The organism is Caulobacter ginsengisoli, from assembly GCF_030814835.1.
Classification (GTDB): Bacteria; Pseudomonadota; Alphaproteobacteria; order Caulobacterales; family Caulobacteraceae; genus Caulobacter; species Caulobacter ginsengisoli.
This window is the reverse complement of the sequence record NZ_JAUSVS010000007.1, coordinates 125,333-139,488: the sequence shown is the minus strand read 5'-3', so window position 1 is coordinate 139,488 and position 14,156 is coordinate 125,333. Positions and strand designations below refer to the sequence as shown.

The window sequence follows — 14,156 nt, the reverse complement described above, 5'->3', positions numbered from 1 at the left end:
GGGCTCAGGAGCGGATAAAGTAAACTGTCACCGAAATAGGCCGCCGTCGCGTCCGCTTGCAACGCCGCAATTCACCCTCCTTCCGCCACGGCACGGCTTGCAGCCAAGCTCCGCCTGCGCAAACACAGGGAAAACGAGGAGCCCGCCATGACCGACCGCCTGGACGACGCCACGCCCGTGCTGATCGGAGTGGGCGAGGCTTCCGAGCGCATCCAGGCGGCCGATTACCAGGCCCTGTCGCCGGTCGAGCTGGCCGCCGCCGCCGCCCGCGCCGCCATCGCCGACGCCGGAGGCCAGGACCTGGCCGACCATATCGACGTCATCGCGGCCATCAAGCAGTTCGAGATTTCCACCCCCATGGCCCGGGCGCCGTTCGGAGCCTCCAACAACCTGCCGCGCTCGGTGGCCAGGCGGATCGGCGCCGACCCCGCCAGGGCGATTTCGGAAATGACCGGCGGCCAGGGGCCCCAGCATCTGGTGAACGAGATGGCCCACGCCATCGCGGCCGGCGCGGTGAAGATGGCCCTGCTGGTCGGCTCGGAGGCGATCTCCACTGTCCGGCATCTGGCGGGTCAGAACGAGACCCGCGACTGGTCGGAGACGGTCGACGGCCAACTCGAGGACCGGGGCCACGGCCTGGAGGGCCTGCTGACCCAGGTCGTCACCGACCATGGCGGCCGCACGCCCATCCAGTGCTACGCGTTGTTTGAGAACGCTCGCCGCGCCAGGACCGGCCTCGACAGGGAGGCCTATCGCCGGAAAATGGGCGAGCTGTTCGCGCCCTTCACCCAGGTCGCGGCCGGCAACCCGCACGCCATGTCGCAGGAGGTGTTCGACGCCGAAGCCCTGGCCACGGTGACGGCCGCCAACCGCCTGACCTCCGACCCCTTCCCCCGCCGCATGGTGGCCCGCGACCAGGCCAACCAGGGCGCGGCCGTGCTGCTGACCAGCGCGGGTCTGGCGCGCCGGCTGGGCGTGGCGGAGGAGAAGTTCGTCTATCTCTATGGCGGGGCCGACGTGAAGGAGCGCACGGTGATCGAACGGGCCGACCTGGGGTCCAGCCCGGCGTCCGTGGCGGCCGTGCGCCAGGCGCTGGCGGGGGCCGGCGCCGGCCTGGCCGATATCGGCCATTTCGACCTCTACAGCTGTTTTCCGATCGCGGTGTTCAACATCTGCGACGCCCTGGGGCTTTCGCCGACCGACCCGCGCGGCCTGACCCTGACCGGCGGCCTGCCCTTCTTCGGCGGGGCGGGGAACAACTATTCGATGCACGCCATCGCCAGCATGGTCCGGCGCCTGCGCGAGCATCCGGGCGAGCTGGGCCTGGTCGGGGCCAATGGCGGGTTCCTGTCCAAGTATTCCGTCGGCGTCTACGGGACCGCGCCCCGGCCCTTCAAGCCCTTCGACAGCAGCGCCCTGCAGGCGGAGATCAATGGCTGGCCGATCCCGCCGATGCGGGCCGAGCCGGCCGGCGAGGGGACGGTCACGACCTACACCATCGACTACAGCGGTCCCGAACCCCGGGCCATGGTGGTGGGGACCGACGCGGCGGGAGACCGCTTCGTGGCCATGAGCGACAAGGACGACACGGCCATGGTCCAGCGGCTGATCGCCGAGGAACCGCTGGGGGCGACGGTGGCGTTCGCGGCGGACGACAAGGGGCGCAGGGTGCTGACCGGGTTCGAACCGGCCGCCTAGAGCCCGTCAGGCCACCGACAGCCTGGCTTCGTCGAGGTCGGCGAGCCGCCAGGGGCCGCACAGCTGGGCGATGGCGGCGATCAGCCTGGCCGGCTGGATCGGCTTGGATTCGACCCCGTCGAAGCCCATCGCGATGAACCGCTCGCCGTCGCCATCCATGGCGTCGGCGGTCAAGGCGATGACCGGCTGGTCCGGCCGGCCGGCTTCGCCCGCCCGGATGCGGCGCAGGGCCTCGATGCCGTCCAGGGTCGGCATGTGGATGTCCATCAGCACCAGATCGTAGGTATTCACCGCCAGCAGCCGCAGCGCCGCCTCGCCATCATCGGCCAGATCGACCACCGCCTCGGTGGCCGACAGCACGGCCTGGACGACCGCCTGATTGACCGGATTGTCCTCGGCGACCAGCACCCGCAGGCCGGCCAGGCTGAACGCCTCGGCGTCCGGGGCCGACGCCCAGGCGGGCGCCTGCGCGGCGGGCAGGGACAGGGTGATGCGGAACTCGGATCCGGCGCCGGGCGTGCTGTCGACGGCGATCTCGCCGCCCATCATCTCGACCAGCTGGCGGTTGATGGAAAGGCCCAGGCCCGTGCCGCCGAAGCGGCGGGCGATGGAGGCGTCCGCCTGCGAGAAGGCCTCGAACAGGCCCGCCCGCTCCTCGGCCGTCATGCCCACGCCGCTGTCCCGCACGCTGATCCGCACCACGCCGGCCTCCGGGGCGTCGAGGGCGATCTGAATGCCCCCCCGCTCGGTGAACTTCACCGCGTTGGAGAGGTGGTTGAGCAGGATCTGGCGCACCCGGGTCGGATCGCCCCTCACCCATTGGGGAACCTCGGAGGCGATCTCGCAGGCCAGGGCCAGCCCCTTGGCCTCGGCGGCCGGGCGCCAGAGCTCCTCGGCGACCTTGGCCAGATCATGCAGGTCGAAGACGGTGTCCTCCAGGACCAGGCGGCCGGCCTCGATCTTCGACAGATCGAGAATGTCGTTCAGGATGATCATCAGCCCGTCGCCCGAACGGGTCAGCATCTCGACCTGACGACGCTGCTCGGGGTTGAGCGAACCCTGGGCCAGGGCGTGGGCCATGCCCAGCACCCCGTTCATCGGCGTGCGGATCTCATGGCTCATCATCGCCAGGAAGGCCGACTTGGCCTGGTTGGCGGCCACGGCCTCGCGCTGCAGGCGTTCCAGCCGGACGGCCGCCTGGCGATGGGCCCCGATCCCGGCGGACAGGTGCAGGCCGATCAGGGCGATGCTGGCATAGACCATGAACAGACTGAGGCCGTGGAAGTCGCGGGACATCAGCGGCAGGACGGCCAGGGCCAGAAACGGCGGCGTCGCGGTGATGGCCAGCATGGTCGTCGAGCGGGCGGCCTGGAACTGGGCCGCCAGCAGGATGCCGGTCAGGACGCAGGCGGCGACAAACTGCAGGGCGGGATCGCCGGTGACCCAGTAGATCAGCGCCACCGCGGTCCAGACGGCGATGGCGGCCAGCCCGACCATGGCCTGGTTGATCCGGCGGGCGGTGGCGCCGGGGCGCTCCGGGGGCCGCGGGCGGTGCGCCAGCAAACCCCAGGCCTCGACCAGCACGAAGGCCGCCACCCACGGGATCGCGACCCAGGGGCTCACCGACAGGCTCATCAGAGTAACGGTCAGCGCCGCGCTCCCGACACGCAGCCAGAAGCCCTTCGCCGCGTCGGCGGCGATCTCGTCGAACTGGTCGTCAAAAAGCCTGTCCAGGGCCCGCATTGGCGGTGTCCGCGTTTCCTCGGCCGCCACCATGCGCCGGGGATGGGTAGCATTTCGTCAACGGCGGGGCGGCAAAGCGACGCGGGAATTGCGTTTGGACGCGCTAAGCCATTCGAAAGAGCTCAAGCGCCGTCTTGCCGACGATCTTCTGGGCGTCCTCGACGGGCACGGCGTCGAACACCGCCTGGATGGCGCTGCGGGTGTAGCCGAAGGTGCTTTCCTGGTGGGGGTAGTCGGAGGACCACATCACCGTCCCGGGACCGATGCGGTGCAGCATCTCAAGGCCCACCGGATCGGTCATGAAGGTGGCGTAGCAGTGGTTGCGCCAGTACCAGCTGGGGGCATGGGCCAGCCTGGGGGAAATCGAGGTCGGGAAGCTGTTATAGATCATGTCGGCGTCGTGCAGCATGCCGGGGATCCAGCTTAAGCCGCCCTCGACGAAGACCGCTTTCAGGCCCGGGAAGCGGTCGAACACCCCGCCGAACACCAGCTGGCCCCAGTTGTGCCGAAAGCCCTGCATCTGGGTCAGCACCGAGACCCCGACCGCGCCCGGCTCGGCGGTCGGGATGGCCTCGCCGATATGGAAGGCTAGCGGCAGGCCGCTGGCCTCCACCGCCGCCCAGAAGGGGTCCATGACGGCGTGATTGTAGTGGATGGTCCGGCCGTTTTCGAATTTGCCGGGCTTGATCGGGATCATCAGGCAGGCCGCGCCCAGCTCGACGCAGCGCCGGACCGAGGCCGCCGCGCCCTCGGGGTCCCAGTAGCTGGGGATCATCACCGGGAAGAGCCGCCCGCCCGAGGCGGCGCAGACCTCGCCGATATGTTCGTTGTAGGCGCCGAACACCTCCGCCCGGTTGGTCAGCTCGCCGAACATGAGGAGGCCGAACAGGCGCTGGGGGAAGATCAGCTCCTTCTCCACGCCCTCGATGTCGAGGTCGCGCAGGCGGGCCTCGAGATCGGTCAGGCCGGGATAGCATTCCATCGCCTCGCAGAGGGAGGCGGCGATGGCCGGCGGGGTCATCGACTGGCCGGCGATGGAGAGGTCCCAGCCGCCGTCCTTGAACACCATGCGCGGAGCCTGGTCCTTCAGATGCTCGGGGAAGCGGTCGATCCAGCAGTCGGTCTCCAGCATGTGGCTGTCGGCCGAGACGATCACGGTACCTTCCGGCCAGGCGCGGGTGGCGGCCTCGGGGACGCGCTGGCGGGCGACGGCGATGCCGACCTGCTTGTCGATCTCCAGGATGAAGTCATCCGGCACGGCGTTTCCTCCGGAAGCCCTCTGACGGGGCCGCTCGGCCGAAGTATCGCGCCGGGCCTGGAGGGGTGACAAGCCGGACGCAAGGGAAGGCGGCGCCACGATTTTGCTTCCATCCCGGTCAACCCTCGCGAGATTGACCGGAGGGACCATGACTTTGAAGATCATGCTGGCGGCGGCCCTGCTCGCCGCGGGGGCCGCTCCGACAAAGGCCTATGAGCCCTGGGAAGGGCCGCCCCTGCATCTGAAGGGCGCCATTGTCGAGGCGGTGGTTCCCGGCAGGGTCGCCTCCGGAGTCCTGGCCGTCTGGAGCCGGGTCAGGGTCCGCGCCGCGGATGGCGCGGCCATCGACCTGTTTTCCCTGCATATGGACGAAACCGAGCGGTTGCCGGGTCTGGGTCAGGTTTGCGATTTCGACTACCATGTCGGCCGTCTGGGCGGGTCATGGGGCGATGGCCTGCCGACGGACTCGTCATGGCCGATGATCGACGCCTTCACCTGCGGGCCGGCGACGACCTGAGCGGTCAGGACACCCGCAGCACCGTCTTGCCCAGCCCCTGGCCGCTGAGGGCGAAGGTCAGGGCCTCGGCATAGTCCTCGAAGGCGAAGGTCCGGCCGACCGGCGGCGCCAGGCGGCCCTCTGCCACCCAGGCCATCAGCTGGGCCAGATGCTCGGCCGCCCTGGTCCGCTCGAACAGCAGGAACTGGCGCACATCAACTCCGACCAGGGCCGCGCCCTTCATCAGGGTCAGGTTGGCGGGGAGGGCCGGGATGGGGCCGCCGGCGAAGCCGACGACGAGGTGGCGGCCCTTCCAGGCCAGTGAGCGGAAGGCCGCCTCGAACAGCGGGCCGCAGACCGGGTCGAAAATCACGTCCGGCCCGGCGCCGTCGCACAGGAGCTTGAGCTGCTCGCGCCAGGCCTTGGGATCGGCAGAGGCCGTGTCGATGGCCGCCTCCGCCCCGTGGGCCAGGGCGAAGGCGCGCTTTTCGGGTGTGCTGGCGCAGGCGATGACCCGCGCGCCCAGCAGGGCGCCCACCTGCGCCGCCGCCATGCCGACCCCGCCTGCCGCGCCCAGCGCCAGCAGCCGCTCGCCCGGCCGGATGGCCGCGCGGTCGGCCAGGCCGTGGAGGGCGGTCAGGTAGTTGATCCGGAAGCCAGCCGCCTGCTCGAAGCTCATCGCCTCGGGAATGGGCGTCACCGCCGCCGCCGGGGCCAGGTCGACTTCGGCGAAGCCGCCCGCCGCCTGGGCCATCACCCGCTGGCCGATGCTGAGGCCCGTGACCCCCTCACCCAGCGCCTCGACCACCCCGCCGATCTCCGAGCCCGGGGTGTGGGGCAGCGGCGGTTTGACCTGGTAACGCCCCAGCGCCACCAGGGCGTCGACATAGCCCACCCCGCAGGCCTTGACCCGCACGGCGACCTGGCCGGGGCCGGGTGTGGGCGGCTCGACTTCGATCAGGCGGTAGTCGGCGATGGAGTCGAGGGCGGCGGCTTGGACGAGGCGCATGGAAAAGGCTCTGCAGGGGGAAAGGTCGGCCAGCCTAGCGCGGCTTGAGGCAGAAGCGGCAGCTGTCGTCGCCGCGGGCCATGCAGGCGCGGTGCTCGACCTCAGCCTCCGCCAGACCGCCGATCAGGGCCAGGTCCAGGGCGCAGACCGCCCGGTCCTTCTGGGCCAGCTCGTGATAGACGCAGTTGAAAGCCTCGATCTCGGGGGTTTCGCCGCCGCCGGCCGTGGCTTCATAGCCCAGCTCGCGCATCAGCAGCGCCGTCGCCCCGGCCCGCTCGGCCAGGGTCGCCCCGCCGATCCGGCCCTTGAGATCCGCCGCCAGCCGCGCCCCCAGCTCGGCCAGCTCGGCCTCCACCGCCGGCCCCCCGCCCAGCTGGCGCGCCAGGGATTCCAGCAGCAGCCGCGCCATCAGGTCGTACTGCTTGGGAAACAGGGCGTGGCCCCTGGGGGTCAGCACATAGCGCCGGCCGGGCCGTCCGCCGGTCGAGGGCAGGGCCTGGCCGGGGGCGATCAGCCGGTCGCGCTCCAGGGCCGCCACATGCTCGCGGACCGCCGTGCGGGTGATGCCCAGGGCCGCCGCCATCTGGTCGACCGTCAGCCCCTGCTTGCGCTCCAGCAGCAGGTGCAACAGCGCCTGCTGTCTCTGGCCGATCACCTCGAGCATCGTCTCTCCCGTTCGTCTCCAGGCCTTAGCGCGCCGGACGGCCCCAGCCTAGACCACTCATCCGACAAAAGACACTTTTGACAGAACTAACTTTACAAAGTCTCTGGCCGGGCGCAGCCTTGCGATCCTTCGAGGGAGAGAGACGATGCTGATCTATTCGGTTGCCCTGTTCGCGTTGGCCGCGGTGTTCGGCCTGTATCTGATTTCGAGGGTGCTCAAGGGCGCCCTGCCGCCCTGGCCGGCGGCCCTGGCCCATGGGGCCTTCGCCGCCACCGGCCTGGTCATCCTGCTCTACGCCGCCTTCCTGACCGGAACCCCCGCCCCGATGGCGGTGCTGATCGCGGCCGGCCTGCTGGTCCTGGCGGCCCTGGGCGGCTTCCTGATGATCAGCTTCCATCTGCGCGGACAGGTTCCGCCCAAGCCGGTCGCCGTCATCCACGCCCTGGCCGCCGTGGCCGGCTTCCTGACCCTGTGCTTCGGCGTCTTCGCCCCCGCCGCCAGCTGAGGCGCCCATGAGCCGGATGCACCCCCTCCATCCGCTGCTCGCCCATGCGCCCGTCGCCTGCTGGACGCTGGTCCCGCTCAGCGACCTGGCGGCGGCCTGCCTCCATGCCGCCTCCTGGCCGGCCGCCTTCTTCTGGCAGGCCTCGGCCCTGCTGGCCGGGACCGGGGTCGCCGGCGCCCTGCTGGCGGCCACGGCCGGGACGCTGGACTACGCCCGGGCCAGCGAGACGGCGCCCAGGCTGGTCATGACCCATGCGTCGCTGATGGCGACCGCCCTGGTCCTGGCGGCGGCCGGTCTCTTCGGGCGGCTGGGCGCCGGCTATGCGCCGGTCCTGCCGCCGCCGGCCTGGGCCATCGGGCTGGGCGTGCTGGCCTTCCTGGTCATGGCGGTGGGCGCGGGGTTCGGCGGCGAGATGGTCTACGGCCGAGGGATCGGGGTGCGTCGCTCGGATGGCGACCAGACGTAACATCGAGTCCATAATTTTCGACTTGATGTTATATTTGCTTTACATCATAAGAGCGGCGTCTCTCTTACGGAACCGCTCTCATGCCCCACCAAGAAAAGTCCGCCTGGCTGGCGCTGGCCGCCATGCTCGCAGCCTATGTTCCCTTCTTCGCCTATGCAGCCGTCTCGCCGCCGGGCCCGCCGCCCTATCTCAGGGTGCTGGCGGCCTTGGCCGCCGTCTCGGTTCTGAGGCTGCTGATCCTGGGCGTGGGCCACTTGGTCTTCCGCGCCCAGTCGCCGCAGGACGCCCGCGCCCCGGCCGACGAACGCGACCGGGCCATCGCCCGCCGCGCGGCCAGCATCGCCTACTACCTGCTGATGGCCGCGGCGCTGGGGATCGGCTGTTTCATGCCCTTCTACACCGGGGGCTGGGATATCGTGCGCGCCACCCTCCTGGCGGTCGTCGCGGTCGAGATCGCCCGCTGCGTCCTGATCGTGGTCGACTATCGGCGGGGCTGGCATGGCTGAGGGGCCCATCAGCAACCAGATCCGCACCCTGCGCTTCCTGAACGGGGAGATGTCCCAGGCCGAGCTGGGCCAGCGCATCGGCGTCACCCGCCAGACCATCGCCGCCATCGAGGCGGGCAAGTATTCCCCCTCGCTGGAGGCGGCCTTCCGCATCGCCCAGGTGTTCGGCAAGCCGCTGGACGAGGTCTTTCAGTGGCGCGGCTGAGCCGGCCGTGGTTCAGTCCTCCCGCGATCTTGAGGGAGGGGAATCATGACTCGGCGGGTTTGGATCGGGCTGGCGGCGGCGGCGCTGGCCCTGCTGGTCGGCTGGTATGTCGCCTCGCCCTATATGGCCATGGGCGCGCTGCAGAAGGCCGCCAAGGCCGGCGACCGCGACAGGCTGGAGCAGCTGGTCGACTTCCCCCGCGTGCGGGAGAGTCTCAAGGCCGACTTCAACACCGCCTTCATGGCCAAGGCCCAGAGCGACCCGGAGATGAAGGACAACCCCTTCGCGGGTTTGGCGGCGATGTTCGTGCCGGTGCTGGTGGACAAGCTCGTCGACGCCGCCGTCTCGCCCCAGGGTATCGCCCGGATGGCGGCGGGCGAGGGCGTGGCGCCGCCGGAGGCGCCGGGTGAGACGCCAAAGCCGGCGACCAGGCCCCAGGACAAGCCCAAGCTCGCCTACCACTACGCCAGCCTCAACCGCTTCCGCGTCGTCCAGCCCACCGACAGCGGGCCGCTGACCTGGGTGCTGGCCCGCAAGGGGCTGTTCTCCTGGCAGCTGATCCGCATCGAGCTGCCGCCGAAGATCTTCGAGCCGGGCTCGCCCGGTCCCCCGGTGATCGCCGGCCCCACGCTGCCGGCCCCACGCTGATCGTCGCTGGAGTCTAGATCGTGGGCGCCCTGCAACAGGACACCGCCATCGTCCGTGACGGCGAGCGGCTGACGGCCCAGCTCAGCCGCGACTGGAACATCTGGGGGCCGAACGGCGGCTATGTCTCGGCCATCGCCCTGCGCGCGGCCGGCGCCGTCGTCCCGCCCGACCACCGGCCGGCCACCCTGTCGGTGCAGTACGTCTCGCCCGGCGCCTTCGAGGCGGCCGACTGCCAGGTCGTGGTGGTGAAGAGGGGCCGCAACGCCTGGCTGCTCAATGTCGCCCTGGTCCAGAACGGGCGGACCTTCCTGCAGGCCCAGGTCTGGACGACCAACAAGGCCGAGGGGCCGACGGCGCTGGAAGCGGTCATGCCCCAGGTCGCGCCGCCGGCCGAGCTGAAGACCGTCGCCGAGCATCTGGGCGACAACGCCCACCAGCTCGACGGTTTCTGGCGCAATCTCGACTGCAAGCCCCTGGTCTGGATCCCCTGGGGCGAGCCCCGGCCGCCGGGCGCGGTGCTGCAGGAATGGCACCGCTTCGTCGGCTACCAGGGCGACGAGAACGACCCTTTCCTAGACGCCTGCCGCCCGCTGATCCTCACCGACACCCTGATCTGGCCGACCCATCATCGCGGTCTGAAGGATCGGCCGGACTATGTGGCCCCCAGCCTGGACCTCACCGTCTGGTTCCACGACCGGGGCGGGGCCAGCGACTGGCTGTTCGTCGATTGCGTGGCGGACGTGGCGGCCTCAGGCCTGATCCATGGGCGGGCGCGGGTGTGGTCGGAGGACGGTCGGCTGCTGGCGACGGGCGGGTCGAACCTCATGCACGTGGCGCGGAGCTAGGCCGGGACCGCCTGCCGCCGCCCGCCGCCGCTTGGGCAGCCGCACCAGGACCAGGTAGACAATCATGACGCCTAACGGCGCGAAGCCCAGCACCAGCGGCAGGGGCGAGTTGCGGATGGGCTCGGGCAGCAGCTGGGCCTGGCCGAAGAAGAACGAGCCCGAAGCGAAGAACCAGGAGAAACACATCCGCCACAGGTGCCGGGCCAGGCGCGCCGCGCCGGTCAGACCGCGGCGTAGGATCAGGTTGAGTTCACCGACCGCGGCCAGTCCCCCAACCAGGCTGAAGATCACGAAGGCCTGGGGCGGCGACCCATCGATGGTTCCGGTCGGGCTCATCGCCCCCAGGCGCATGAAGATGAGGCCCATGGTCATGATGACCAGGGCTGCCATCAGGCCGGCATAGTTCGGCAGGGCGGGGGTCAGGGTCGGCCGTTTCACCGCCTGCCAGCCGCTGATCAGCAGGTAGAGGGCCAGCACCCCGGCCGTGAAGTTGGGCCGCTGGCCGTCGGTCAGGAAGGGCGCCACCCCGGCCCCGACCAGATAGGCGACGAACATGGCGGCGAAGAACACCTTACCGGCCAGCCGGTGGGTGGGTCCGCCCTTGCGCGCCCCGGCCGCCACCGCCCCGGCGATCATCCCCACCGATCCGCCGCCGATATGCAGCCACAGCAGCGCCGCCGCGCCAAATCGCGCCCAGAGTGGGGCGTCGGGTCCCGTCTGCAGGGTGGTGGCGCAGGCGGCGGCGGGCGCCAGCAGAGTGGCCAGGGTCAGAACCGCCAGGGGAAACTTGAAACGCATGCTGTCGCCTTCCGACACGGGCTGAGAGCCTTGAGGATCGCCGAAAGGGCGTGGCGGCCGCCAGGACGCCAGGGGCCAAAGTCTTGACCGCAGACGTCAGGCTGGCCGGCTCAGCGCTTGCCGCGCCGGGGCCCCTGGGGCGCGACGACCCAGGCGTAGGCGATGCGCTCGCCGCTGCCGTCGGCGGACCGGGCGATCAGTTCGGTGACGGCGTCCAGATGAGCGTTGATCTGGGCCAGCGTCGCGGCGTCGGGGCGGCAGACCAGGCGGGCGAAGCGGACGTTGCGCTCCTGGCCGGTGGTCTGGCGGTGTGGGGCGGCGAAGCCCCGGGCGAAATCGCGGTTGGCCTGTTTGCAGACGGCGTCGACCAGGGCGTTCAACACCCCCTGGTTGGCCGGGTCCTGCAGGGCGTCCAGCATCCGCATGCGGGGCGCGGGGGTGTCGTAGAGCTGCTCGGGCTTCTTGGCGGTCTGGCGCACGCCAGCCTCGAGCAGCAGGCCGACCGCCGTCAGCTGCTGGACATGGTGGTAGAGCGAGGAGGGCGCCGTGCCGGTCAGCGCGCCGATCTCGCGCACCGACAGGGGCCCGAAGGCGGCGACCTGGTCCATGATGTCGGCGCGCACGGTCGAGACCAGGGCCCTGAGCTGTTCGGGATCGGTGACCTGATAGGTCAGGCCCTGCTCTTTGCGCCTTCTGTCCGCCCGTTTCTTCTCAGCCATGGCGGCCATCGATGCCGGCCGGGCGGCAAAGGTCAAGCGCCGCTCAGAAGACGAAGGTCCCGGTCCGGTCGTCATAGGCGTTGAAGAAGGCCGCCACGTCGGGCGCCGTCGGCGGCAGCGGCTCGAAGGCCTCGCCCAGCCGCATGACCCCGGTTCCCGGCCAGGCGGGCAGGCCGCCGCCGTTGGGATCGCCGGTTTTCACGAAGTTGGCCCAACATCGCATCATCACGGTGGCGATGGCCCGGTCGCGGTCGGTGTACGGCCGCTCGGGGCCCAGCGCGCCGAACATGTAGGGGACTTCCGAGGAGTGGAAGGCGCGGTAGATCGCGCTCTGCGGTCCCGGCAGGGGGTGATCCCAGAGATAGAGGAAGGTCGGCCCGCCGCTCGCTCTGGCGCGGGCGGCCCGCCAGCGCTGCAGCCCGACCAGGTTGGCGTCGCGGTCGGCGCGCAGGGCGGTGCCCTGGGCCTCGGCGTCATTGGTGGCGGGGTAGAGCTTGAGGAAGTCCGGGCCGAAGGTCTCGGCGTTCTTGCGGTGCGTTTCGAGGTTGGGTTTCAGCCAGGAGGCCTCGTCGGCGGTGACCCCGATCAGCACCGGAACCGGGGCCAGGTCGGCCACGGCCGCGAAGCCCGGATCGCGGATGTTCACCCCGTCGACGAAGAGATTGAGGCCCGCCTCGTCCGAGGCGGCCAGCACCGCCTGGGCCGGGGCGTCGAGGGCCTGGCCGAACTTCCGGCTGGCCTGGCGCATCGCTTCGGCGTCCGGCAGCCGCTCACTGCCCGGCGGGAAGCTCTGGATGATGGCGCCGGCGATCAGGGGTTTGGCCCTGGGGTGGGCCAGCAGGACATAGGTCAGCGCCCCGCCCGCCGACTGGCCGGCCAGGGTGATGCGCCTGGGGTCGCCCCCCAAGGCGGCGGCGTTGTCGTGGGTCCAGATGAGGGCCGCCAGGGCGTCGCGCAGGGCCTGGTTGCCGCGCTGCCCGTCCGGCTCGGCGGGGATGGCGGGGTGGGCCAGCAGGCCGAACGCCGCCACCCGGTAGTTGATCGAGACCACCACGATGCCCTGCCGGGCCAGGGCGGCGGCGTTGGTCACGGCCGCCGCCTCGCCGCCGTCGGTCAGCCCGCCGCCGGGGATCCACAGCATGATCGGCAGGGGCTCACCGGGCTTGTGGGCGGGTATCCACACCGTCAGGGTCAGGCAGTCCTCGCTGACCGCCCCCTGCGGCGAGAACTCCCCGGTCCAGGGCCCCCAGCCCTTGGCCGAGATGTTCTGGGTGCAGCTGGGCCCGAAGGCCTTGGCCGCCCGCACGCCCGGCCAGGGCGGGGCGGGTCGGGGGCCGCGCCAGCGCAGCGGCCCGACCGGCGGGGCGGCGTAGGGCAGGCTGTAGAAGACGTTGACGCCACCCGCCAAGGCGACCCCCTCGGCCTCTCCGCCCGCGACCTTGAGCCTGGGACCGGCCCAGGCGGGCGTGGCCAGCAGCAGCAGGGCCGCGATCAGGGCGGCGCGCATCAGGCTTGCCGCGCCGCCAGCCGCCTCTGGCGCCAGCGGTCGACGGGATGCTCGACCAGCACCAGCAGCAGGGCCGAGAAGGCGAAGGTCCCGCCGATGGCTGCCCAGATCGGCAACGGCGGCTTGAAGGTCAGCACCAGGCCGATGACGATCAGTTGGCTCAGATAGACCGGATAGCTGAGGTCGCCGATCCAGCGGTCGAACCGGTTGTCCTTGAAGGCGTGGAAGATCCACGGAACCGTCAGGGCGACGACGCCATAGGTCACCCAGCGGGCCATCAGCGGCGGCATGGTCAGGGCGGTGAAGGCCAGGCAATAGGCCAGCAGAACTGCGGCGGCGCCCCAGCCGATCGCCCTGGGCGCCTTCTCGACCAGCGGCATGGCCTTGAAGCCCAGCACGCCCAGCAGGAACATGAAGAGGGCGGTCGGGAAGAGCCGCCCCTGCCAGAGCAGATAGTCGACATCCAGCCAGTGGCCGGCCAGCCGAAGGGCGATGCTGGCGGCGGCCAGCAGGGCGATCCAGCCCCACTTCCACCGCACGATGAACGGCGCGACGGCGTAGAACATCAGCTCGGTCGACAGGCTCCAGGACTGCGGCGCCATCAGGCCCTGCCAGGCGATGTTGTCCTTGGCCGGGTCGGCATAGGCGTCGAAGACCAGGGCGCCATGCGGGTCGATTTTGAACCAGAACAACAGGTCCTGGCCGACCACGACCAGGTTCTCGACGGCCAGCACCGCCGCCGACAGCGGATTACGGGCCAGGCTGGCCATGAGCTCGGGCGAGCTGGTGACGCTGGCCTTGAGGCCGAACAGCGCGATGGCGCCGACGACCAGCATGATGAAATAGGTGGGCGCCAGCCGCAGCAGCCGGTTCGAATAGAACAGCCGCGCGTCGCGGTATTTCCCCTCCAGCACCAGGGCCATGTAGAAGCCCGAGATGATGAAAAAGCTCTGCACGGCCAGCCCGCCGCTCAGGATCTTGTAACTGGCCAGCGGCAGGTGCGACAGCAACACCGCCAGCGCCAGCACGACCCGCACCGTTCCCATTTCAGCCCCCTGGTCTGGCGGGAGGAGGCTAGGTGGAATTCAA

Annotated in this window: 16 protein-coding genes; 8 read left to right on the top strand and 8 right to left on the bottom strand. The window is 70.6% G+C overall.

Annotated elements, in window-relative coordinates; genetic code table 11:
- Nucleotides 1–147: 147 nt before the first annotated feature.
- Nucleotides 148–1,698, top strand: coding sequence for an acetyl-CoA acetyltransferase (locus QO010_RS16960; protein WP_307351072.1), 1,551 nt, complete (start codon nucleotides 148–150; stop codon nucleotides 1,696–1,698).
- A 6-nt stretch (nucleotides 1,699–1,704) separates the two neighbouring features.
- On the opposite strand, the gene QO010_RS16955 is transcribed toward QO010_RS16960, so the two are convergent.
- Nucleotides 1,705–3,441 (bottom strand): ATP-binding protein, encoded by a 1,737-nt coding sequence (locus tag QO010_RS16955; RefSeq protein WP_307351070.1) that lies wholly within the window; start codon nucleotides 3,439–3,441, stop codon nucleotides 1,705–1,707.
- A gap of 103 nt (nucleotides 3,442–3,544) precedes the next feature.
- A complete protein-coding gene (locus tag QO010_RS16950) occupies nucleotides 3,545–4,699 on the bottom strand; it encodes an amidohydrolase family protein (RefSeq protein ID WP_307351068.1) in 1,155 nt (384 codons plus the stop codon).
- A 148-nt stretch (nucleotides 4,700–4,847) separates the two neighbouring features.
- On the opposite strand from QO010_RS16950, the gene QO010_RS16945 reads away from it, so the two are divergent.
- Nucleotides 4,848–5,216, top strand: coding sequence for a hypothetical protein (locus QO010_RS16945; protein WP_307351065.1), 369 nt, complete (start codon nucleotides 4,848–4,850; stop codon nucleotides 5,214–5,216).
- Nucleotides 5,217–5,220: 4 nt separating this feature from the next.
- Here the strand turns inward: QO010_RS16945 and QO010_RS16940 are convergent, their stop codons facing one another.
- Together QO010_RS16940 and QO010_RS16935 are read right to left on the bottom strand one after the other, a co-directional pair.
- Nucleotides 5,221–6,204, bottom strand: coding sequence for an NADPH:quinone oxidoreductase family protein (locus QO010_RS16940; protein ID WP_307351063.1), 984 nt, complete (start codon nucleotides 6,202–6,204; stop codon nucleotides 5,221–5,223).
- 34 nt (nucleotides 6,205–6,238) lie between these two features.
- The gene (locus QO010_RS16935; protein ID WP_307351061.1) at nucleotides 6,239–6,868 is read right to left on the bottom strand and encodes a helix-turn-helix transcriptional regulator; all 630 of its coding nucleotides are present in this window, start codon (nucleotides 6,866–6,868) and stop codon (nucleotides 6,239–6,241) included.
- 145 nt (nucleotides 6,869–7,013) lie between these two features.
- Here QO010_RS16935 and QO010_RS16930 point away from each other — a divergent pair, with 145 nt between their 5' ends.
- The 6 genes from QO010_RS16930 (at nucleotide 7,014) to QO010_RS16905 (ending at nucleotide 10,043) form a co-directional block, all read left to right on the top strand.
- Nucleotides 7,014–7,373 carry a hypothetical protein gene (locus tag QO010_RS16930; RefSeq protein ID WP_307351059.1) on the top strand — a complete coding sequence of 120 codons (360 nt, stop codon included), beginning with the start codon at nucleotides 7,014–7,016 and terminating at the stop codon, nucleotides 7,371–7,373.
- A 7-nt stretch (nucleotides 7,374–7,380) separates the two neighbouring features.
- Nucleotides 7,381–7,839 carry a DUF2231 domain-containing protein gene (locus QO010_RS16925; RefSeq protein WP_307351057.1) on the top strand — a complete coding sequence of 153 codons (459 nt, stop codon included), beginning with the start codon at nucleotides 7,381–7,383 and terminating at the stop codon, nucleotides 7,837–7,839.
- Nucleotides 7,840–7,919: 80 nt separating this feature from the next.
- The gene (locus QO010_RS16920) at nucleotides 7,920–8,345 is read left to right on the top strand and encodes a hypothetical protein (RefSeq protein ID WP_307351056.1); all 426 of its coding nucleotides are present in this window, start codon (nucleotides 7,920–7,922) and stop codon (nucleotides 8,343–8,345) included.
- Nucleotides 8,338–8,550 (top strand): helix-turn-helix transcriptional regulator, encoded by a 213-nt coding sequence (locus QO010_RS16915; RefSeq protein WP_307351054.1) that lies wholly within the window; start codon nucleotides 8,338–8,340, stop codon nucleotides 8,548–8,550. The genes QO010_RS16920 and QO010_RS16915 overlap by 8 nt, the downstream gene beginning before the upstream one ends.
- Nucleotides 8,551–8,595: 45 nt before the next feature.
- Entirely contained in the window at nucleotides 8,596–9,198 is a 603-nt protein-coding gene (locus QO010_RS16910) for a DUF2939 domain-containing protein (protein WP_307351052.1), read from the top strand.
- Nucleotides 9,199–9,218: 20 nt separating this feature from the next.
- Nucleotides 9,219–10,043, top strand: a complete 825-nt coding sequence (locus QO010_RS16905) for a thioesterase family protein (RefSeq protein ID WP_307351050.1) — start codon at nucleotides 9,219–9,221, stop codon at nucleotides 10,041–10,043.
- On the opposite strand, the gene QO010_RS16900 is transcribed toward QO010_RS16905, so the two are convergent.
- From QO010_RS16900 to QO010_RS16885, 4 genes are all read right to left on the bottom strand, one after another.
- Nucleotides 9,948–10,841: a DUF2306 domain-containing protein gene (locus tag QO010_RS16900; RefSeq protein ID WP_307351049.1), complete on the bottom strand. Its 894-nt coding sequence runs from the start codon at nucleotides 10,839–10,841 to the stop codon at nucleotides 9,948–9,950. The genes QO010_RS16905 and QO010_RS16900 overlap by 96 nt on opposite strands.
- 110 nt (nucleotides 10,842–10,951) lie before the next feature.
- Nucleotides 10,952–11,560, bottom strand: a complete 609-nt coding sequence (locus QO010_RS16895) for a helix-turn-helix domain-containing protein (protein WP_307351046.1) — start codon at nucleotides 11,558–11,560, stop codon at nucleotides 10,952–10,954.
- A 43-nt stretch (nucleotides 11,561–11,603) separates the two neighbouring features.
- Entirely contained in the window at nucleotides 11,604–13,067 is a 1,464-nt protein-coding gene (locus tag QO010_RS16890; RefSeq protein WP_307351043.1) for a carboxylesterase/lipase family protein, read from the bottom strand.
- On the bottom strand, nucleotides 13,067–14,113 hold the full coding sequence (locus tag QO010_RS16885; RefSeq protein ID WP_307351042.1) for an acyltransferase family protein: 1,047 nt from the start codon (nucleotides 14,111–14,113) through the stop codon (nucleotides 13,067–13,069). The genes QO010_RS16890 and QO010_RS16885 overlap by 1 nt, the downstream gene beginning before the upstream one ends.
- Nucleotides 14,114–14,156 lie beyond the last annotated feature (43 nt).